17 protein-coding genes are annotated in these 22,044 nt (G+C 45.2%); 9 read left to right on the forward strand and 8 right to left on the reverse strand.

Annotation, left to right across the window (positions count from 1 at the left end):
- Positions 1-2: 2 nt before the first annotated feature.
- From FZ954_RS10145 to hutG, 6 genes are all read left to right on the forward strand, one after another.
- Complete coding sequence (locus FZ954_RS10145) at positions 3-629, forward strand: cyclodeaminase/cyclohydrolase family protein (RefSeq protein ID WP_148878285.1); 627 nt, start codon at positions 3-5, stop codon at positions 627-629.
- 66 nt (positions 630-695) lie between these two features.
- On the forward strand, positions 696-2,369 hold the full coding sequence (locus tag FZ954_RS10150) for a formate--tetrahydrofolate ligase (RefSeq protein ID WP_148878286.1): 1,674 nt from the start codon (positions 696-698) through the stop codon (positions 2,367-2,369).
- A 12-nt stretch (positions 2,370-2,381) separates the two neighbouring features.
- The gene (locus FZ954_RS10155) at positions 2,382-2,981 is read left to right on the forward strand and encodes a HutD family protein (RefSeq protein ID WP_148878287.1); all 600 of its coding nucleotides are present in this window, start codon (positions 2,382-2,384) and stop codon (positions 2,979-2,981) included.
- Between the two features lie 75 nt (positions 2,982-3,056).
- The gene (locus FZ954_RS10160; protein WP_048764755.1) at positions 3,057-4,409 is read left to right on the forward strand and encodes an APC family permease; all 1,353 of its coding nucleotides are present in this window, start codon (positions 3,057-3,059) and stop codon (positions 4,407-4,409) included.
- A gap of 5 nt (positions 4,410-4,414) precedes the next feature.
- Entirely contained in the window at positions 4,415-5,956 is a 1,542-nt protein-coding gene (gene hutH, locus FZ954_RS10165) for a histidine ammonia-lyase (RefSeq protein ID WP_187423365.1), read from the forward strand.
- Between the two features lie 141 nt (positions 5,957-6,097).
- The gene (hutG, locus tag FZ954_RS10170) at positions 6,098-7,087 is read left to right on the forward strand and encodes a formimidoylglutamase (RefSeq protein WP_148878289.1); all 990 of its coding nucleotides are present in this window, start codon (positions 6,098-6,100) and stop codon (positions 7,085-7,087) included.
- A gap of 78 nt (positions 7,088-7,165) precedes the next feature.
- Here the strand turns inward: hutG and FZ954_RS10175 are convergent, their stop codons facing one another.
- From FZ954_RS10175 to FZ954_RS10200, 6 genes are all read right to left on the reverse strand, one after another.
- On the reverse strand, positions 7,166-10,195 hold the full coding sequence (locus tag FZ954_RS10175) for an AAA family ATPase (protein WP_148878290.1): 3,030 nt from the start codon (positions 10,193-10,195) through the stop codon (positions 7,166-7,168).
- Between the two features lie 166 nt (positions 10,196-10,361).
- A complete protein-coding gene (gene metF, locus FZ954_RS10180; RefSeq protein WP_045497984.1) occupies positions 10,362-11,240 on the reverse strand; it encodes a methylenetetrahydrofolate reductase [NAD(P)H] in 879 nt (292 codons plus the stop codon).
- A 103-nt stretch (positions 11,241-11,343) separates the two neighbouring features.
- Complete coding sequence (gene metE, locus FZ954_RS10185) at positions 11,344-13,596, reverse strand: 5-methyltetrahydropteroyltriglutamate--homocysteine S-methyltransferase (protein ID WP_148878291.1); 2,253 nt, start codon at positions 13,594-13,596, stop codon at positions 11,344-11,346.
- 245 nt (positions 13,597-13,841) lie between these two features.
- Positions 13,842-14,825, reverse strand: coding sequence for a hypothetical protein (locus tag FZ954_RS10190; protein WP_148878292.1), 984 nt, complete (start codon positions 14,823-14,825; stop codon positions 13,842-13,844).
- Between the two features lie 39 nt (positions 14,826-14,864).
- Positions 14,865-15,962, reverse strand: coding sequence for an AI-2E family transporter (locus FZ954_RS10195; protein ID WP_148878293.1), 1,098 nt, complete (start codon positions 15,960-15,962; stop codon positions 14,865-14,867).
- Between the two features lie 107 nt (positions 15,963-16,069).
- Positions 16,070-16,411 (reverse strand): insulin activator factor, encoded by a 342-nt coding sequence (locus tag FZ954_RS10200; RefSeq protein ID WP_187423366.1) that lies wholly within the window; start codon positions 16,409-16,411, stop codon positions 16,070-16,072.
- A 131-nt stretch (positions 16,412-16,542) separates the two neighbouring features.
- Here FZ954_RS10200 and pabB point away from each other — a divergent pair, with 131 nt between their 5' ends.
- From pabB to FZ954_RS10215, 3 genes are all read left to right on the forward strand, one after another.
- Positions 16,543-18,264: an aminodeoxychorismate synthase component I gene (pabB, locus tag FZ954_RS10205; protein WP_148878295.1), complete on the forward strand. Its 1,722-nt coding sequence runs from the start codon at positions 16,543-16,545 to the stop codon at positions 18,262-18,264.
- 334 nt (positions 18,265-18,598) lie between these two features.
- Entirely contained in the window at positions 18,599-19,528 is a 930-nt protein-coding gene (locus FZ954_RS10210; RefSeq protein WP_148878296.1) for an ABC transporter ATP-binding protein, read from the forward strand.
- Positions 19,525-20,289: a lantibiotic ABC transporter permease gene (locus tag FZ954_RS10215; RefSeq protein WP_148878297.1), complete on the forward strand. Its 765-nt coding sequence runs from the start codon at positions 19,525-19,527 to the stop codon at positions 20,287-20,289. The genes FZ954_RS10210 and FZ954_RS10215 overlap by 4 nt, the downstream gene beginning before the upstream one ends.
- A gap of 41 nt (positions 20,290-20,330) precedes the next feature.
- On the opposite strand, the gene FZ954_RS10220 is transcribed toward FZ954_RS10215, so the two are convergent.
- Both FZ954_RS10220 and FZ954_RS10225 read right to left on the reverse strand, forming a co-directional pair.
- Positions 20,331-21,206 carry a sensor histidine kinase KdpD gene (locus FZ954_RS10220; RefSeq protein ID WP_148878298.1) on the reverse strand — a complete coding sequence of 292 codons (876 nt, stop codon included), beginning with the start codon at positions 21,204-21,206 and terminating at the stop codon, positions 20,331-20,333.
- A 2-nt stretch (positions 21,207-21,208) separates the two neighbouring features.
- Positions 21,209-21,889 (reverse strand): response regulator transcription factor, encoded by a 681-nt coding sequence (locus tag FZ954_RS10225; RefSeq protein ID WP_148878299.1) that lies wholly within the window; start codon positions 21,887-21,889, stop codon positions 21,209-21,211.
- Positions 21,890-22,044: the final 155 nt, after the last annotated feature.

A 22,044-nucleotide genomic window follows, 5' to 3' on the forward strand; every position in this document is an offset into this window, starting at 1 on the left:
CTATGAAATTAGTAGATTTAAGCTTGACAGAATTTGCCCAAGTCCTAGGCTCAGATGCTCCTGCACCAGGAGGCGGCTCTGCCGCTGCTCTTTCAGCAGCCAACGGTATTTCCCTGACTAAGATGGTCTGTGAATTAACCCTTGGCAAGAAAAAATACGCAGAATTTGAAGCAGAAATTGCTCAAGTGCATGCAGAAAGTGCCCGCCTCCAAGAAAGCCTGCTCGCAGCTATCGACAAGGACACCGAAGCCTTCAATCTAGTCTCCGCCGTCTTTGATATGCCTAAGGAAACAGAGGAAGAAAAAGCTGCCCGTCGAGAAGCGATGCAACAAGCCCTCAAGAAAGCGACCAAGTCACCTTACGGCATGATGGAAGACATCTTGGCTGCCCTGCAAACAACTCAAAAGACTGTCGGAAAATCCAATACCAATGCTGCCAGCGACCTGGGAGTCGCAGCTCTCAATCTTAAGGCTGGTCTGCAAGGAGCTTGGCTCAATGTCCTCATCAACCTGTCAGGTGTCAAGGATGAAGCTTTTGTCGCAAACTACCACAGCAAGGGGGAAGAACTCCTACAAAAAGGCTGCGCCCTAGCCGATGAAATTTATCAAGAAATTTTGAAAGTTGTCTAATAAATAAACGGAAGAGAAGTTCACTCTTTCCTGTGAATGGACTTCCTCTTCTCAAGAGGTAACAATATGGTTTTATCAGATATTGAAATTGTCAATTCGGTTCAAATGAAGCCCATCAAAGAGGTGGCTGAAAAGCTTGGAATTGCTGAAGACGCCCTGTCTCTTTATGGAAATTACAAGGCAAAAATCAGTGCCGGCCAACTGGAATTCTTAAAAGACAAACCAGACGGCAAACTGATTCTCGTGACAGCTATTTCTCCGACACCGGCCGGAGAAGGCAAGACCACGACTTCTGTCGGATTGGTCGATGCTCTAGCTGCTATCGGTAAAAAAGCCGTTATCGCTCTGCGGGAACCTTCACTCGGACCTGTCTTTGGTATCAAGGGCGGAGCTGCTGGTGGTGGACGCGCTCAAGTTGTGCCCATGGAAGACATCAACCTCCACTTCACTGGTGACTTTCATGCCATCGGTGTTGCCAACAACCTGCTGGCAGCCCTCATTGACAACCACATCCACCATGGCAATGCCTTAGGCATCGACTCTCGCCGCATCACTTGGAAGCGGGCAGTTGATATGAATGACCGGCAGTTGCGCCACATTGTGGATGGCTTGCAGGGTAAGGTCAACGGTGTTCCGCGTGAAGATGGTTTTGACATTACAGTTGCTTCTGAGGTTATGGCTATTCTCTGTCTGTCAGAAAATATCACCGATCTCAAGAACCGTTTGGAAAAAATCATCATTGGCTACAGCTTTGAAGGTAAGCCAATAACTGCTAAGGATCTGAAAGCTGGTGGCGCTATGGCTGCTGTCCTCAAAGACGCCATCCATCCAAACTTGGTTCAAACTCTGGAACACACACCAGCCTTGATTCACGGTGGACCTTTTGCTAACATTGCTCATGGCTGTAACAGTGTCCTAGCTACCAAACTAGCTCTCAAATATGGCGACTATGCAGTTACAGAAGCTGGTTTTGGGGCTGACCTGGGTGCTGAAAAATTCATCGATATCAAGTGTCGTACATCTGGTCTTCGTCCAGCGGCTGTAGTTCTGGTTGCTACTATCCGCGCTCTCAAGATGCACGGTGGTATCGCTAAGAGCGACCTGGCTGAAGAAAATGTCCAAGCCGTTGTAGATGGACTGCCAAACTTGGAAAAACATCTGGAAAACATTCAAGATGTTTATGGATTGCCAGCAGTCGTTGCCATCAATAAATTCCCTCTGGATACCGAAGCAGAATTGCAAGCAGTTTATGACGCCTGCCAAAAACGCGGCGTTGACGTCGTGATTTCTGATGTCTGGGCAAATGGCGGAGCTGGCGGTAAAGAGTTGGCTGAAAAAGTCGTGGAACTGGCCGAAGGAGACAATCACTTCCAATTTGTATATAATGAAGAGGACTCCATTGAAACCAAGCTGAACAAAATTGTTACTAAGGTCTATGGAGGTAAGGGCGTTCGCCTGACTCCTGCTGCTAAACACGAACTCAAACAACTGGAAGAGCTGGGCTTCTCCAACTATCCTATCTGTATGGCTAAGACTCAGTACTCCTTCTCAGACGATGCTAAGAAACTGGGCGCACCTAAAGACTTTGTCGTGACGATCAGCCAGCTCAAAGTTTCTGCTGGTGCAGGCTTCATCGTTGCTCTGACTGGTGCAATCATGACCATGCCGGGCTTGCCTAAGGTACCAGCCAGCGAAAAGATTGATGTTGACAAAGACGGCAATATCAGCGGTTTGTTCTAATCATTACAAAAAATGGCAAATATAACCCTTCTAAAATCAAGCGATTTTCAAGTTTCCGATTGGTCGGGGGGAAAGACAAAACAACTTTATCTTTCCCCGCCAACTGGCCACTATGGCAAGCGGGACTTTGACTATCGACTCTCAACAGCGACTGTAGAGTTGGCTGAAAGTCAGTTTTCTGACCTCAGCGGCTTTCACCGCATTCTCATGAGCCTGGACCACACACTTCATCTCCACAATGCCAGTCGGCAGGAGGAAACGGTTCTAGCTCCCTTTACCCCCTATTTTTTCGAAGGGAGTGATTCTATCACAAGTCGTGGGACTTGTACCGACTTTAACTTAATCTACAGCGACCATTATCAGGGACAGATGCTTGCCATCTCAGATAGAGAAGAGCTTAGTCAAGATGAAGCCATTCAATTTATCTACGCCTTGAGTGATCTGATGGTGACAGGAACAGGCCTGCCATCGCTTAATCTAGAGACAGGGCAACTTCTGATAGTGGAAAAAGAGACTCAGGAAACTGAGCTACAAATAATGTTTTCGAGTGACCAGCCAACGGGGGATCCCCTTGCTATATGGGCTGGTTTGACCCATATCCCTACTAAGTAAAGATACAAGGATGTCCTATCATCGTTCTATCTTTACTTGGAAAGGATCCCACATCTCTAAAGGAGAAACATTATTATGAATGCGACTAAACTCACTGCACAAGAACAAGAGCGAGAAAATGCGAAATTCAGCTTTTCTGGCGCTACTCTCTATGGTATCAATGCTGTTATCGGTTCAGGAATTTTCCTCCTACCGCAAAAGATTTATAAAGGACTGGGTCCTGCTTCTCTAGCTGTCATGCTGGGAACTGCCCTCCTCGTTATTCTCTTAGCCGTCTGCTTGGCAGAAACTGCTGGTTATTTTAATAAAAACGGCGGAGCCTTCCAATATTCCAAAGCAGCCTTTGGGGACTTTGTCGGATTTAATGTTGGCTTCCTAGGCTGGGCGGTTACCATCATCGCTTGGTCCGCTATGGCAGCAGGATTTGCGCGACTTTTTGTCATTACTTTTAAATCCTTTGCCCCCTATGAACTTTTACTCAGTGTGAGCCTGATTATCCTACTCAGTCTGATGAATATATCAGGTCTTAAGACCTCCAAAATGTTCACCTTGACCGCAACCGTAGCCAAGCTCATCCCAATTGTCGCTTTCAGTCTATGTGCAATTTTCTTCATCAAAGGAGGAATTGACAAAGGAAACTTCACTCCGTTTCTTCAGCTAGAACCTGGCGTAGATATCATGAAAGCCATCTCTAGTACAGCGATCTATATCTTCTACGGTTTCATCGGTTTTGAAACCATGTCTATCGTTGCTGGTGAAATGCGCAACCCAGAAAAGAATGTGCCTCGAGCTATTTTGGGCTCTATCAGTATTGTCTCTGTTCTCTATATGCTGATTATCGCAGGAACTATCGCCATGTTAGGCAGCCGAATCCTGCAAACAGATGCCTCTGTACAAGACGCCTTTGTCGAAATGATTGGACCTGCTGGAGCATGGATTGTTTCTATTGGAGCGCTGATCTCTATTGCTGGACTTAACATCGGGGAATCTATCATGGTCCCACGTTATGGTGCAGCCATTGCAGATGAAGGCTTGTTGCCTAAAAAAATCGCTGAAACCAATGCTAAAAACGCCCCTGTAATTGCCATTATTATCTCCGGACTTTTGGCCATCGCCCTGCTCTTTACAGGAACATTTGAAGTATTAGCGGCTCTCAGCGTAGTCTTCCGCTTCTTCCAATACATCCCAACTGCTCTAGCCGTATTGGTATTGAGAAAGAAATATCCAGATAAGAAAGTGGTCTTCCGCGTTCCATTTGGTCCTGTCATCCCAATTTTAGCGGTCCTAATCAGCCTCGTCATGATTTGGGGTGAAAATCCAATGAACTATGTCTATGGTCTCATCGGTGTCCTTGTCGCCAGCGCAGTCTACTATATCTACATAGTACTGATTTGTAAAAATAAAGTTCTTGAACAAAAAGGAGAATGAATCTTATGACACATGTAATCAATTTGGATGGCGAACACCTTACTTTAGAAGATGTCATTGCAGTAGCTCGTCATGGAGCTATCTGCGAAATCAACCAAGAAGCTAAGAAAGCTGTAGAAGCTTCCCGTAAAATCGTAGATGACATCGTCCGCGAAAAGCGGGTAGTCTATGGCGTTACGACTGGATTTGGCTCCCTCTGCAATGTCAGCATCTCGCCAGAAGATACGACTCAGCTGCAGGAAAACTTGATTCGCACCCATGCTTCAGGATTTGGCGATCCTCTTCCTGAAGATGCAGTTCGTGCTATCATGTTAATTCGGATTAATTCTCTGGTCAAGGGCTATTCTGGTATCCGGCTCTCTACTGTCGAAAAGCTTCTGGAATTGCTCAATAAAGGCGTCGTGCCATTTATTCCAGAAAAGGGCTCTCTCGGTGCCTCTGGCGACTTGGCACCGCTGGCTCACATGGTTCTGCCTATGTTAGGACTGGGCCGTGCTTACTATCAAGGCCAATTGCTCTCTGGACAAGAAGCTTTGGACAAGGCTGGGATTGAAAAAATTGCTCTAGCTGCCAAGGAAGGGCTGGCGCTGATTAACGGAACGACTGTCCTGACAGGTATCGGAGCTTTGGCTACCTACGATGCCATCCAGCTGCTTAAATTGTCAGATGTCGCTGGTGCCCTTTCCATGGAGGTCCACAATGGTATTACCAGTCCATTTGAAGAAGACCTACATACCATCCGTCCTCAAAGCGGACAGTTGGCTACAGCCCGCAATATCCGCAACCTTCTAGAAGGCAGTGGCAACACAACCGTAGCCACTCAACAACGGGTCCAAGACCCTTACACCCTGCGTTGTATTCCGCAGATTCATGGTGCCAGCAAGGACTCTATCGCTTATGTCAAGACCAAGGTTGAGATTGAGATCAACTCCGTTACAGACAACCCTATCATTACTAAGGAAGGCCATGTTATCTCAGGCGGTAACTTCCACGGAGAACCAATGGCACAGCCATTCGACTTCCTCGGTATCGCTATTTCTGAAATCGGTAATGTATCCGAGCGTCGTGTAGAACGTCTGGTCAACAGCCAACTGAGCAAGCTTCCATCCTTCTTGGTTAAACACCCAGGACTCAACTCTGGCTTTATGATTACCCAGTATGCTTGTGCTTCGCTCGCTTCTGAAAACAAAGTCCTAGCTCATCCAGCCAGCGTAGACTCTATCCCATCTTGTGAAAACCAAGAAGACTTTGTCAGCATGGGAACTACTGCAGCTCGCAAGGCAGCTGAGATTCTCAAGAATTCTCGCCGCATCGTAGCAACAGAAATCATGGCCGCCTGCCAAGCTCTGGATCTGAAACCAGAAAACCATGAACTTGGTAAAGGAACCAAGCCGGCCTACGACCTCTTCCGTCAGCATGTCCGCTTTATCGAGTTTGATAAGGATATCGAAATCTATGAAGAACTCAACAAGGCTTCTGAGCTGATTGAAAACGAAGAATTCCTAGCAGCCGTTGAAAAGGCTGTGGACTTGAGCATTCAGTTCTAAAGCTGATGCCTCTGTAAAAAGCTAACATAAGAAGCCCGCTCTCATGCAGCTGGGCTTCTTTTCCCGCCAAAAGTCATTGACAGGCTTAGCGGAAACTCTTATAATAAAGTCGCAAGTATCGTTATCAAAAAGGACAAAATTATGTTAGAAGATTACTATCAGCTAGACAACCATTACTATCAGCGAGGTCCAGAAGACAATCTATATACTGCTAAGTGGGGCATGGTCATTGAGTTTCTGGACTTAAATGATCCTAACTTAACTCCTTTTGAAGGTGTAAACTTTGCCCTGATTGGCTTCAAGAGCGACAAGGGCGTCTATATCAATAACGGCCGAGTGGGGGCTGTCGAAGGACCACAAGCTATCCGAACTCAGCTGGCCAAACTTCCTTGGCATCTAGGTAGAAACGTTCGAGTATTTGACGTTGGCGATATTGACGGGCCTAACCGATCTCTGGAACAACTGCAGCAAAGCTTGGCGAGAGCAGTCAAACGCCTGCGAGAGCTTAATCTCCGACCCATCGTTCTAGGCGGCGGTCACGAAACAGCCTACGGCAACTATCTAGGTCTCAAGTCGTCGCTAAATCCTGACCAAAACTTAGCTGTGATCAATATGGATGCCCATTTTGACCTACGCCCCTACGATCAGACTGGACCCAACTCCGGTACCGGTTTTCGTCAAATGTTTGATGATACCTTAGCTCAGAAACAGATCTTTAACTATCTCATCCTAGGGATTCAGGAGCACAATAACAATCTCTTTCTCTTTGACTTTGTAGCCAAGTCTAAGGCTATCCAGTTCCTGACTGGAATGGATATCTACCAAATGGGTTACAAGGAAGTCTGCAAGGTAGTTGATGCTTTTCTAGCCGATAAAGAGCAGGTTTATTTAACCATTGATATTGACTGCTTTGCAGCTGGCGCCGCTCCTGGTGTCAGTGCCATCCAGTCGCTCGGTGTGGATCCCAATCTGGCTGTGCTGGTCTTCCAGCACATCGCTGCGTCAGGCAAACTGATTGGCTTTGACATCGTCGAAGTCTCTCCCCCTCACGATATAGATAACCATACGGCTAATCTAGCGGCCAGTTTTGTCTTTTACCTAACCCAAATCTGGGCACAAGTACATGACTGATGGGCATTTAAAAACTTCATTACAAACATCAAAAGAGGATGAACATAGATTTCATCCTCTTTTATTTGTGTTCAATTCTTAAGACAAGGTTCGACGTAAGTTTTCTAATTCCTTTAGTTGATGACGATCCCGGTAGGGATTGAGCTGACTTTTGGCTGTTTCATAATAAGTTTCAAAGTCCTGAGCTAATAAATTTTCAAAACCAGCTTCTTGCAAGCTGCCAGCCAGCTGGCGATACTTGATCACAGTCATCAGATAGTAGATCAAGCCCTTGTCCCGCGGATTGCCATAGCGACTAATGAGACTATCCTTTTTCCGCAGCAGATCAAGCACCGGCTGGTAATCTCCTTTCTCACAGCCAATCAAGGCCAAATAAACTTCCAACTGGGTCTCCTTCCAAGGAAAGCTGAGCGACTTCAGGGCTGCTTTCGCTTTCAGCAAGATTCGCTCCGCCTGTTCATAATCTTTCAGCTGATAATAAGTCAGTCCCAAGCCTATATAGAAAGCAAAAATCGAAGGCTCTGCTGTTTTATTTTCCGTCAACTCAATCGCTTCTTTCTGATGAGCCAGCGCTGTCGTGAAATTCCCACGAATCTGCTCAATCTCTGCCAAATAATCTAGAGCGGCCGCAATCTGAATCGAATACTTTGAGCGCAACGAAGCCGTCAAACTAAAGCAATCGATAGACTGGTAAAGATGGCGGAGTGATTGCTCCTCATCTCCAATCATGAGATGATAAAGTCCCTTGAGTCGAAGATTCATTGCAATAGCTTCGTGATTATTGGCCTGAACTGAAGCATCCAGGGCCAACTCCGTATAGTAGCGCATCTCAGGAATATTCTCCGTCTGGATGCAATAGTAAATCATCTGCCGATAGCCTTCTAGGAGAAACTCCATCTGTTGCAGCTCTTTAGCAGAAGCAATCACCTGCTGGATGTTGTCCATTCCCTGCTGGTAATTCCCCGTCCGGATAGCATAGCGCCCTTCCAGATAGAGAAATCGGAGAACCAATAGCTGAAAATCTTTGTGATTCTGGTGTTTTCTCTCTAATCCTTCTATTTCCCGACGGATACGATCAAATTGGTCCAAAACCGCTGATTGATTGCTATCATCCGTCTTTTCGATAAAGCCAAACTCCCGCGAATAAATCGGAAAGAGCTCATGATGAAACTGCAAGGTAGCCTCGAGATAATGCAACTCATACTCCAGAGACTTAATCGGTTGTTTAGACATCTTATAATGATAGGCAATATCATTGAGCAGCTGAGCATGATAAAGAGAGGCTCCTAGCTGGTCTTCCATGCCTTGGGCAATCTGGTGATGTAGCATCCGCTTCTTGGCAAGCGGCAAGCGCTCATAAGCATAAATCCGCAAAAGCTCCTGGCTGAATCGTAAAACCAATTCATCCTGCTCTTCTTCTATTAAAAGCTGTTTTTGCCCAAATCCTTCCGCAATTTCGACTACTTCTTCCACAGATAGGCCTAGCAACTGAGCTAAGAGTGCTACCGAAGCAGGGGAACTAAAGCAAGCCAGATAGTCAACCAATTCCTCCTCCTGGCTACTCAAATAGCCTAATTTCAGAGATAGTTTTGCTTTAATAGCTGAGGTCAATGGCTGGAATTTCTCACCCCGAAGAAGCTGTTCCGCATACTCCGACAGAAAGAAAGGAATGCCCTGACTGACCCGATAAATAGCCTCAAGTCGTTCTTCAGATATGACTAACTGTCCAGTCTGGGCCTGTAAATAAGCCACACTTGCCTTAAAATCTAGCGGCTGCAACTCAATGCAGTCTAGCTGGCTACGAAGCAACAAGTGATTGAAAAAGCGGCCAAGATAGGGTGGCGTACTCAGATGCTTGGTCAACACAAAGGCTACTGGATAATCCCTCAAATGGTTCATAACCTGCTCTAAAACAGCCACACTTGCCTCATCCATCCAGTGACAGTCCTCAACTAAGATCACCAAAGCCTTTTTCTTAGAAATCTTTTGCAAAATATCCAGCACAAACCGAGCCAGACGATCCGTATTCAGCTCAAAATCCGAAGCTTCACCTGCCATCATCGGAAAATAACTATCCAAAATAACCTGCCACTGGCTGGTCGAAAAGATCTGATGCTGAATAACTAAGTCTCCCAATCCATCTAGCAGACTACGCCAAGGCTGCAATCCAACCGTCATTTCTTCCTTGAAGCACTCTGCCATAACAATCTGGAAATACTTAGTCTGATTAGCCAGTACCTGTCGAGTCACTGTCCGTTTACCGATTCCAGTACCACCGACTAAGAGCAGCGCACGAGGTTCTTGCCTCTCTAAAATCTTAGAAAAATAAGATTCCAAACGCTTGATTTCACCCACTCGGCCAAAAAAGTGGTCTGTATTACGTAAAAATTGCTTGATTTTACGCTCACTGCGATCCTTGGCCATCACTTCATGGTACAGCTGTTGGATTGCTTCATTCGGACTAATCCCCAATTCCTTGTCCAAGAGATTGACCAATTTATAATAAGTCTCAATCACCTTACCAGGTCGATCATTCTCCTGATAGAGCTTCATCAGCAGATGATAATTCTTTTCATCAAACTCATCGATACTGATCATACGACGCAGATTGCGCTCTGATTCTTCCAAATTCGACGGATCTTTTTCCAACTTTTGATAGCAAGCCTGGATATAGATTTGCTCATATCGCGTCCGCATCTTGGACACCCAATAGTCAAAGGCTTCACTGTCCTTGAGATAGAAGCCCTGCAGAAAATCACCCTGATAGAGCGACAGATGCTCCGCAGGCTTGTCCGTGAAAATTTCTACATCACTTTCAATCGCACACTCGGGATTAAGCGATAGCACAGTCCGGTTGGGAGCAACAATCCATTCTCCACCTAGTAACTTATTGGCTTGATAAATTGTGTTGCGCAGATTCTTTTTGGCAGTCTGATTATCCTTGTTTTCCCAGAGGATTCCTGCAATCTCCTCCCGATTGACTGTCCCATTGATATGGAGATAATAGAGCAGAGCATTGATTTTGGCAAAAGGAAAAAAGACTTCCTCTTGATTGAGAAAGACACTCGGACTTCCCAGCAATTTCAACTTCAAACGATCTTCGGTCATATAAACGCCTCCAAGAAAGCTTATAAAACTAATATAAACAAAATAAGACATTTTAGCAAGCAAGAAAAGAACGACTCTATCATTTATCAGCTTCTAAATGATCAAAATCTATAAACAAAAACCACTAAACAGCAAATGAATCTGATTAGTGGTCTCTTCATTCATCTTAAAAAGATTGAACGGATGGGGTATGGTTAAAGAGGGCATGGGTCGCCTTATAGATATGGTAAGCTGTAGCTGCGTTATTCATCGTATAGAGATGGATCCCTGCTACATCATGGGTCACCAAATCAACAATTTGATCCACCGCATAGGCTAAACCAGCTGTCCGCAGGGATTCTGGATCATGTTCATACTTATCCAGAATAGCCTTGAATTTGCGCGGAAGATGAATATTCTCACACGTTTTCAAAAGACGAAGCGCTTGGTTTCGGTTAAGAATCGGCATGATCCCTGCATGAATCGGAACATCAATCCCAGCCAAGGTACACTTATCTTGGAAATCATAGAAGCGTTCATTGTCAAAGAAGAGCTGAGTGACAAGACTAGAGCAGCCTGCATCCACTTTCTTCTTGAGATTCTGAATATCTGAGATCTGGTTTGGTGAGTCTGGGTGTCCCTCTGGATAGCAAGCACCGATGATGTCAAAATGTGGTGCCTCTGTCTTGATATACTCAATCAAGTCAGTCGCATATCTAAAATCATCCTTGGGAGCCACATCTGGAAAAATATCGCCTCGCAAAGCCAAAATCTGATTGACCCCAACACGATCCAGAGCCTGCAAGATATTGGACACCATTTCCTTGGTTAGATAAACAGCTGGCAAATGGGCAATCGTTGGAATCTCAAGGTCATTGGAGATGAACTCAGCCAAACGAACCGTTGTCTCCTCAATATCAAATTTATTATTGCTGGCAGTCACACTGATAAAGTGGGGAGCCAGATCTTGCATCTCCCTCAACGCCTGAAAAATCTTATCATTGCCTACTGCCGGATTAGGAGGAAATACTTCAAATGAGAGACTAGGAGTTTGGCGATTCACCATAGAGATAAAATTCCTTTCAATCTACTAACTATCAGCCTATAACAAACCTGCAAACAGCTTTGTTGCAGGTTTATCAGAGCTGAGTTTAAATGTAGAAATAATATTAATTCAGTTTTTGTCTAGCTGCCTTGGCTGCTTCGACAAGGCGGATCAAGCTTTCTTTTGTTTCTGGGATACCACGTGTTTTCAAACCACAATCAGGGTTGATCCAAACTTTCTTGCTTGGTACTTTGGCAAGAATAGCATCGATCGTGTGGTCGATTTCGCCTTCATTTGGCACACGAGGAGAGTGGATATCGTAAACCCCAGGTCCCACTTCTGTTTGGAAGTTTTTCGCTTTGAGTTCGTCCAAGATTTCAAGGTTTGAACGACTTGCTTCAAAGGAAATAACGTCCGCATCCATGTTATCGATCGCTGGGATGATATCTGTAAATTCTGAGTAACACATGTGAGTGTGGATTTGCGTATCTGGCGCTACTGTTGAGTGTACCAAGCGGAAGGCTGGGATTGCCCAGTCAAGGTAGTCTTCGTACCAGTCGCTACGACGGAGTGGCAATTTTTCACGAAGAGCAGCCTCGTCGATTTGGATAATCTTCACGCCTGCAGCTTCAAGGTCAAGAACTTCATCCTTGATCGCAAGAGCGATTTGAAGAGTTGAGTCCTTGATAGAGATGTCTTCACGTGGGAATGACCAGTTGAGGATGGTAACCGGTCCAGTCAACATACCCTTAACAGGTTTGTCAGTACGGCTTTGTGCGTAGCTAGACCATTTGACAGTGATTGGGTTGAGACGAGTGACATCACCCCAGATGATTGGTGGTTTCACCCCACGCATACCGTATGATTGTACCCAACCATTCTTAGAGAAGAGGTAACCTGACAAGTTTTGACCGAAGTACTCAACCATGTCGTTACGCTCGAACTCACCGTGTACAAGCACGTCAAATCCAACTTCTTCTTGCCATTTGATCCATTCGTCAATTTGCTCTGCCAAGAATTTGTCATAGTCTTCTGCTGACAACTCACCCTTACGGAAGGCCAAACGTTTGGCACGAACTTCCTTAGTTTGAGGGAATGAACCAATTGTTGTTGTTGGAAGAGCTGGAAGTTTAAAGGCTTCTTCTTGGATGGCTTCGCGTTCTGCGAAGGCTGGCAAACGAGTGTAGTCTGCGTCTGTCAATCCAGCGATACGCGCACGAAGTTCCGCATTTTCACCAACACGTTCAGTCGCAAAGAGTTCTTTGTTAGCTGCAAGTGCTTCTGCGCCTTGACCATTACGGATAGCATCCAAGTCACGAAGTTCTTCCAATTTTTCAACTGCAAAAGCAAAGTGGTTCAAGATAGCTGGCTCAAATTCTTCGTTAGCTGTTGTAAATGGCACATGAAGAAGTGAGCATGAGCTTGTCAATACGATGTTTTCAGCTGGGATTTGCTCAAGAACAGCCAAGCTCTTTTCGTAGTTGTTGCGCCAGATGTTCTTACCATTGACAATACCCGCATAAAGAGTCTTGTCAGCTGGGAAGCCACCTTTAACAAGCTCAAGAGTTTTCTTACCTTCAACGAAGTCTAAACCGATCGCATCTACTGGCAAGTTGACAAGGTCAGCGTAGACGTCACGAACGTCCCCAAAGTAAGTTTGAAGCAAGACTTCAAGGCCTTTTTTATCAGCTAAAAGTTTGTTGTAAATGTTCAAGAAGAGAGCTTTTTCTTCAGCTGTCAAGTCTTTGACCAGAGCAGCTTCGTCGAGTTGGATACGAGTCGCACCAAGTTCCGCCAATTTAGCAAAGACTTCTTGGTAAGCAGCTACAAAGCTGTCTACGAAGTCTTCTGCTTTCACGCCGTCTTCAAAGTCTGACAATTGAAGGAAAGTAAATGGCCCTACAAGAACAGGACGAGTGTTCAATCCAAGTTCTTTTGCTTCTTGGAACTCATCAAAAATCTTGTGACCTGCAAGTTTAACTTGAGTGTCTTTTTCAAACTTAGGAACGATGTAGTGGTAGTTGGTGTTGAACCACTTCTTCATCGGAAGGGCACGAACGTCCCCTTTTTCTCCTTGATAACCACGCGCCAAGGCAAAGTAGCGCTCAAGGTCAGTCAAGTCCAAGTTTTGAACAGAAGCAGGCACCACGTTGAAAAGGAAAGCCGCATCTAGGAAGTTGTCATAGTGAGAAAAGTCATTTGATGGGATTTCAGTGATGCCCTTTTCTTTGACAATGTTCCAGTGCTTCGCACGCAAGTCTTTCGCTGCTGCCAAAAGTTCGTCTGCTGAGATTTCATTTCTAAAGTATTTTTCAGTTGTAAATTTTAATTCGCGGAATTCACCCAAACGAGGAAAACCAATGATAGTCGTTGACATAAACGTCCTCCAAAAATTGTTGTTGAAACTATCTTAACAGAAAATCCGCCCTCTGTATAATTGGAATTTCACAGAGTTTGATATAGTTTAAAACTATATCCTTGCCATCTTCTAGGTCAGAAAACCTTATTTTTCAACTGCTATTGAACAAAATTATTGTTTGCTATAGGTAGAAATTATGACCTTGGAAAAAGAAAAACCAACGAGAATAAAGTCTCGTTGGTTCCCATAATATCTTGTCTTGCTTATTCTATTTCATGATACAGCTTTCTAGCCTTTTCAATATCATAGTATTTGTCAAACTCTTCTTTAGAGTTGACGATATGCTCCTGACTGTCGACAGACACCTCTGGAGGAATGGTCACAGCTTCATATACATTCACAGTATCCGGCATAAGTAGACTGTAGACAGCTGCCTCCCTACTAAAACCTTCTGCACTGTTCTGCGAGTGTAATAAATACACTGTTGTTCCTTTTTTTTCTAGAAGCTTGTAAGCCTTCGAACTACTATCAAATTGAGTCTGGCCTAAAACGGATTTATCTACCCAAACTTCTCCACCAGGAGTAGTGGTATAAATGCCACTTGCTTTTTGGTCCCAATCAGTCGCTTGCTTTATAAAAGGTTTTCTCACGTAATCTTTAGCTAAAATCTCAATTTCCTCCATTTTTTTACTCTTTAGATTAAGGAAAAGCGGCCTTGTTTCCTGAGGATTCTCTAAATCTCGTATTTGTATCCATAAATAGTCTTGACCTTGCCAAGTGTAGATTCCCCCCAACTCTGCTGGTAAATAATTAGAATTGTAAGTCTCTACAACTTTGTAGAGGTCTATTTCCTTTTCTTCTTTAAGTTTTTTGTCATTGATATGATAGACACTAAGAGTCCAATAGGCACCTTCAGATGGTCTTTCCATCAAACGAAAGGGGAGCTCTTTCAGTTTAACGTTCTGCCGCAGAATATAGTGAGAGCTGCTTTGGTCAATTTTGTAAGAAGCATAACTACCGAACTCAGCCATCTTTTTATCTTCTTCTGGGGTTGTTGAAACCCAATGGACAATGGCACCTGCACCATCCGCAATCATTTCATAATCATCAATCTTTGCTTTACCCGTATACTTATGGAATTGTCCGTAATATTGTTTATTGCAGTAGAGGTAGAGAGTCCAAGATACCAAAGATAAACCTGCTAATACTAGCAGTGTAATAAGGCTCTTCGTTTTACTCCATTTCATAATTAAGCTCCTATTTTTGCAAATTTATCGTCTATGTAATTAGGCAACTTTCCCACTTTCATTCCTCTCCTCCTTCTCCACAACAAACTCTCTGACCAAGCGGTAGATAACTGCGAAGATAGGCGTAAAGAAAATCATGCCGACCAAGCCAAAGAGGTTACCCCCAATCAGGGCTGCGGCTAGGGTAAAGAGAGTTGGGAGACCAACGGACTGGCCGACCACACGCGGATAGATGATATTGCCCTCAATCAGCTGCACCAGCTGAAAGACTGCGATAGAAAGGAGGGCTTTCCAAGGGCTGTCGGTAAAGATAAAGATAGCTCCCAGGGCACAAGCTGAGAAGGGCCCGATGTAGGGAATGAAAGAGAGCACTCCAGCCAAAACCCCTGTCAGGGCTGCATATGGTAGGCCTGTCAGAGAGTAGGCGATGAAGACTAAAACACCGACAATAACTGCCTCAATCATCTGCCCCATCAGGAACTTATCATAGGTCTCAACAAGGACAGAACCGACATAGGATAGGCGTTTCACAGCCTTTCCAGGAAGCAGGACTTGCAAGAGACGGCTAGTGATTGTCTGCAAATGCTCCTTGCTGCTCAAGAAGGCAAACATAAGAAAGATGGACATGATGACAGAGAAGAAATTACCAAAAATAGCAGAGATATTGCCTGTCAGGCTGCCCAGAAGAGAGATGGCCCTGTTGACAATGCCGCTGTTCTGCAGTTGCTTGGTCAAATCTTGCAGCTGGCTAGAGGAAAGCAAGCCAGACTGCTGCAGCCACTTGGCTAGCTGAGGCGCTACCTTTCCGATGGTTGCGCTCAGCTGATTGACAGCTGTGGTCAGGGTCGGTACGACGATAGAAACAATCCCCGTCATGATGAGAGCTAAAATCAGCACCTCCAAGACCAAGGCCAAACCGCGCTGCAACTTCTGAGGGACTCGGCATTTGTCTAGGAGGTCCTCCAGCTTTTTCATCGGAACGTTAAAAATAAAGGCTAGGACTCCACCCAAGATAATGGGTGAAAATACTGACGTCAGGCTTTGCAGGCCCGACCAGATGTTCCCGATATAGAGAACCAGAGCCAGAGCAAGCGCCGCAAAGACGATGAGTTTATAGGATTCACTGATTTTTTTCATAAGACTTCCTTTATAGTTTTGTCATTTCCTTATTTTATCATAATTTTCAAGGCCTTTCGAGCAGGAGGAAACATGGGTCAGTCAACTTTGCCATCACTCTTAAATTTTTAAAAATCTTGAAGATAGAGAACCCCAGCTCCTATGGATAGAAGGCCTGCAAATATAGCTAGAAAAGGAATGAAGCCCATGACGGATCCGCAGAATAGAAGCTCATGACTCGTCTTATTGACCCTTGGGTCGTTGCTATAGTGATACATTCCAACTATAGAAAGTCCCAAAAGCAGCCAGCTGGTCAATACAACCCTATCACCCCAGCCAGGGTTTTCAACCAGTGTGGGAACCGAATAAATAATTTCCCAGTGCCATCTATTTAAAGAAGCGTAAATGATCAGAAGGCCTCCTAAGATGCCAACAATTCCATTTATCCACAGCAATTTGTTTGATTTCATAAGCATCTCACTCTTTCTTTTTTACAATAGTATACCGAGCCACTCTCTAATCTGTCAACTATTACAAAAGAATGAGTGTCTCATCCGATAAATCCGTTTTCATTCAAATTATCTTATGATACAATAAACTCATGCACAAGAAAACGATTATTGATTTTAAAGAACTGGGTCGGCGCTTGATTTTCAGCCAGCCCGTCAAAGAGCTCAAAACACGCGAGTTGGCCGAAGTCAGAGAGATTCTGCAAGAGGTCGAAGACTGGCAGAAAAAGGGATTTTATGCAGTTGGCTATGTCAGCTACGAAGCCGCTCCTGCTTTTGAGGAAAAACTCCAGGTCCACAAAGCCCCTCTGCTGGGCGAGTACCTGATTTACTTTACCATTCATGACAGAGCTGATGCAGTCCCATTCCCTTTGGCTTACGACGAGGTCGAAATGCCGGCGCAATGGCAGAGCCTGACGACTGAGCAAGAGTATGAAAAGGCCATCGGAACCATTCACCATCATATCCGTCAGGGCGATACCTATCAGGTCAACTACACGGTGCAGCTAGGCGCAGAGCTTAATCCACAGGACAGCTGGGCTATTTACAATCGTCTGGTCGTTGAGCAAAACGCCGCCTACAATGCCTATGTAGAGCACGATAATCAAACAGTCTTATCCATCAGTCCTGAGCTCTTTTTCAAGGAGCACCGAGGTGAGCTGACAACACGGCCGATGAAGGGCACTACCAATCGCGGTCTGACAGTCGCTGCTGACTTGGAACAGGCGGACTGGCTGCGTCAGGATCCTAAAAACCGAGCGGAAAATATGATGATCGTTGACTTGCTGCGCAACGACATGAACCGCATTTCAGAGATTGGCAGCGAGCGAGTCGAGCAGCTGTGTCAGGTCGAGCAGTATTCCACTGTCTGGCAAATGACCTCCACTATCAAGAGCCAACTGCGGCCCGAGATTGGCCTCGGAGAAATTTTTGATGCTCTCTTTCCTTGCGGCTCTATCACAGGCGCTCCAAAGATTTCGACCATGGCTATCATCAAGGCAACAGAAAAAGCCGCCCGCGGTGTCTACTGCGGTACGGTTGGTATCTGCCTACCAGACCAAAGACGGATTTTCAATGTGGCCATCCGCACCATTCAGCTTGCTGCTGGCAAGGCGATTTACGGTGTTGGCGGTGGCATCACTTGGGATAGCACATGGGAATCCGAGTACATCGAAACCCAGCAAAAATCCGCTGTTCTTTATAGAAAAAATCCGCAGTTTGACCTGATTACGACAGGAAAGATTGAGCAAGGTCGCCTGACCTTCCAAGACCAACATCTGAAGCGTCTACGGGAAGCTGCCCGTTACTTTGCTTATCCATTTGATGAGGAAAAACTGAAGGCAGAATTGAACCGAACCCTAGCAGAACTAGATCCAAGTACGGACTACCGCCTGCGGATCTCCATCGCCAAATCTGGAAAAGTGACCTGCCAGCTAGAAAAGCTGCAAGCACTCCCAGAAGCTTTCTGCAAGGCCATTCTCGTCCCACAAAATGCTAACTTACAACAGCCTTTCACCTACTTTAAAACCAGCTATCGACCACACCTAAGCCTAGACCAGCAAGAGCAAATTTACTACAATGCCCAAGGGCAGCTACTAGAAAGCTCCATCGGCAACCTAGTTCTCCAATTAGACGGCCACCTCTATACGCCACCAGTCGAGCTAGGCCTTTTGAACGGTATCTACCGCCAGCATCTCTTGGAAACAGGTCAGACTACAGAAAAAATCCTCAGCCTAGACGACTTAAAATCAGCAGAAAAAATCTACGCCTGCAACGCACTGCGAGGCCTTTATGAATTGGAAATAGATGATTGAGGCTGGGACAAAAGTCCTAGCCTCTCAATTGTCTTTGGATTGTCGAGCAAGATGCAGTGGTTGAGTAGGCTCTACTACGCTGATTTCATTAGCTTTTACAGCCCTACTCAACTGTGCGAAGGTGGGACGACGAAATCGAATTCTAACGAATTCCCGATTTCTGTCCCAGCCTCTTTTTCTATAGGCCTCAGTCCGCTTAAACACGAATTATCATTTCTATTTCAAGATTTTAGAAATATTTTAGAATTGCTTGATGAATACTTAATAAGTGTCCGATATACTGGATAGTGAGGAAAGGATTTCCAAAGATAAATCAAAAAGGAGAAGTAAAACCATGGAAAATATATTAGTTTTACAAGGGGTCAGCAAAAAGTTCGGCCAGCAGCAGGCTCTGAGCGATGTCAATCTGACCATCAAAAAAGGAGATATCTACGGTCTCATCGGTAAAAACGGAGCTGGTAAAACCACTCTGATCAAAATCATGACCCAGCTGATGCATGCCAGCAACGGAACCGTGTCTCTCTTTGGTTCCAGCAATCAGGCCGAATGGACACAAGCCCTCAAGCGGGTCGGCTCGGTCATTGAAACGCCCGTTGCCCACAACCACTTGACCGCCTACGAAAATCTCAGCTACTACTGCAAACTCCGTCAGATTCCTAATGCCGAGAAGGCCATCCAAGAAACGCTCAACTATGTAGACCTGACGGACACTGGCAAAAAGAAATTTCGTGACTTCTCCCTCGGAATGAAGCAACGTTTAGGCATTGCTATCGCCCTACTATCCAAGCCAGATCTGATGATTTTAGATGAGCCTATCAACGGACTAGATCCCGTCGGCATCAAGGAATTCCGCCAGCTTGTCCAAAAGCTCAATGAAGAGCTAGGCATGACCTTTGTTATTTCCAGTCATATCCTATCCGAGCTCTACCTGGTAGCTACGCGCTTTGGCATCATCGACCATGGTCATATGATCAAGGAAATTTCCAAGGCTGAATTTGAAGAGCAAAGCGAAGATTATATCGTCTTGAAAACGGATCATTTGGAGGAAGCCAGCCGGCTACTCCAAGACCAATTAGGCTACCGCATCAAGGTGGTCAATGCTCTCAATGAGATCCATGTCTTTACTCACTCGCACAATATCAACAATATCGTAAAAGAGCTAGCCACAGCTGAATTAGTCATTCAAGAAATCTACTATGCACGACAAAATCTCGAAAATTTCTTTACAGATTTAGTTGATCAAAACCAGGGAGGTCTATCATGATTCAAACCATTCGCGCTGACTTTTACCGTCTCTTCCACTCCAAGGGCTTTTGGATTACTGAGTTCGTTTTGCTAGCCAATATTCTGCTCGGAGTCATCTATAAGGTTACAAGCAGATTTGGAACATCCATCTCAACGGATAGTCAGGATGTCGCTCAGCAAGTACCAGACAAAATGACGGGTATCAATGCCCTTGCCCATTTCTCTGGAAATTCTGACAGTATTATATTTTTCACTCTTATTGTCGTCTGCCTCTTATTAGGTGTGGACTTGTCTAGAAAGCTTTATAAAAACAGTCTCGCTCACGGCATTTCACGGACAGAGTTCTTCTTCTCTAAAACTTTGGTCTCCTTTGTTGTTGCCATCTTCCAATTCATCCTCTTGCTAGGGCTATCCTTCATCATCGCTAGCTCTATCAACGGAATTGGAACAGCTCCAGCAGGTTTCTTTGGCCAATTTTTAGTAACCATTCTCGTCCAACTCATTGTGACCATCGCTTGGATTGGCATCGTGTCCTTCGTCCTCTATCTCAGCCATTCCATTGCTGCGGTCTTTGTTACCTATTTTATCGGAAGCGCTCTGCTTGCCTTTCCAGTCTTACTCTATCCCCATATAGAGTTGTTCCGCTATTTAACCTTACGATTTGGAATAGAGATGGCTGCGGATCCTGCTGTTGTTTTGCAAGCTAGTTTAGTAGCGATTGCCATAGCAGTCTTCTTCCTAGGCAACAGCCTTCTCATTTTCAAGAAAAAAGATCTCTAAAACCAAACAATCAGCTAATCTTCTGACTAGCTGATTCTTTTTTATAAAGCCACAATCAATTCAAACCAATCTCCCTCTGCTTGAATGGTCAAATCACCACCCAAGATTTCGACCAGCTGCTGGGTGATATAAAGACCCAGTCCAGAGGATTCCTCACTGCTGGAGAGATTTTCAGAATAGAAGCGATTAGTTAGTTTATCCAAATGCAAAATAGGCTTCTGAACCTTATTTTTGACTTGGAAAATAACCTTTTGCCCTTCATTTTTCAGACTGATGCTGGCTGCTTCTCGACCGTGTTTGAGGACATTGCTGAGCATGTTCTGGATGATTCGATCAAAGATATCACTGTCCGTTTCCAGAAGCAGATTTTCAGACAGATCCACATCTAAATCAATCCCTGCTCGCTGAAAGGCATCATAGTAGGCAAAGAGTTGCTGGGTGACCAGCTGAAATAGATCTACTCGCTGCAACTTCGGTCGAATGGCTCCTTCCATCAAGCGACGGTATTCCATCAGAGCCTCCAAGCGTCTGGATACCATACCCAGATTATCCGCAATCTTTTGCAGCTGTTGATCCATCTGCTCCTTATCAGCGTCTTTGAGTAGCTGTTGGGTATATCCACTAGCAATGGTCAGTGGCGTTCGAATATCGTGGGCAATATTGCTGATGGCCATGTCCAAGGTTTTCTTTTCCTGCTGGGTCACAAAGGACATCTTATCCATTTCCTGAAAAAGCTGCTCCACCTCGTCAGTCAGAGCCACTAGGCTCGGAGATTGATCTCTCAAAGTCAGCCGAATCTGACTCCCTGTACGACGTTTGTCACGGATCTGGCTGGTCAGACTACGAATCGTCAGATGATAGCGAACCAGCATGATTGACAAGAAGAGTATGAGCACAAAGGCTATAATCAACCACATAGCTAATCCTCCTTGAGCCGCACGCCCAGACCCCAAATGGTCTCGATATAGTCTGTCGAACTATCCAACTGGGCTAATTTCTTACGGAGGTTACTGAGATGGGCATTGAGCGTATTATCGCCTGGCAGATAGGTCTCCTCCCAGACCGACTCATACAGCTCCTCCTTAGTAAAAATCTTTTTAGGATGAGCCAGCAAGGTCTGGAAGATCTGAAATTCCTTTTTCCCTAGCCGCATGGACTGGTCACCAGAAGCAATTTCAAAGGTATCTGGCAGGAGGCGGATGTTTTTGATCAAGGTCTCCCCAGCAGGCTTGGACTGAGACTTCTGACTACCTCGTAGTTGGACAGTGACACGCGCCGCCACTTCGTCTAGATTAAAAGGCTTGACAATATAATCATTGGCACCGTCCAGCAGATACTGGCTCACGAGACTCTTTTCGCCCAGGGCGGTCAGCATGACTACTGGCACCTGACTGGTCTTGCGAATTTCCCTCAGCACCTCGTCGCCATTTTTTCCCGGCAGCATAATATCCAGCAGGACTAGATGAATCTCTTCTTCCGCAAAAATCCGCAGTCCCTCGGTCCCAGAATAAGCTGAAAACACGACATGCTCCTGCGTAAAGAGATTTTCCAAAATCTCATGAATATCATTGTTGTCTTCAATTAATAAAAGATTGGCCATCATCATTCTCCAATAGCTTGATAAAACTAGTGTAGCAAGGATGAGCCAGCAAGTCAATCAAATATAAACGATGCAAAAGAAAGAGAGTGGGACAGAAATCGGTAATTGGTTAGAATTCGATTTCGTCGTCCCACCTCCGCACAGTTGAGTAGGGC

Origin of the sequence: Streptococcus sp. Marseille-P7375, assembly GCF_902460365.1 — a bacterium.
GTDB classification, from domain to species: domain Bacteria; phylum Bacillota; class Bacilli; order Lactobacillales; family Streptococcaceae; genus Streptococcus; species Streptococcus cristatus_I.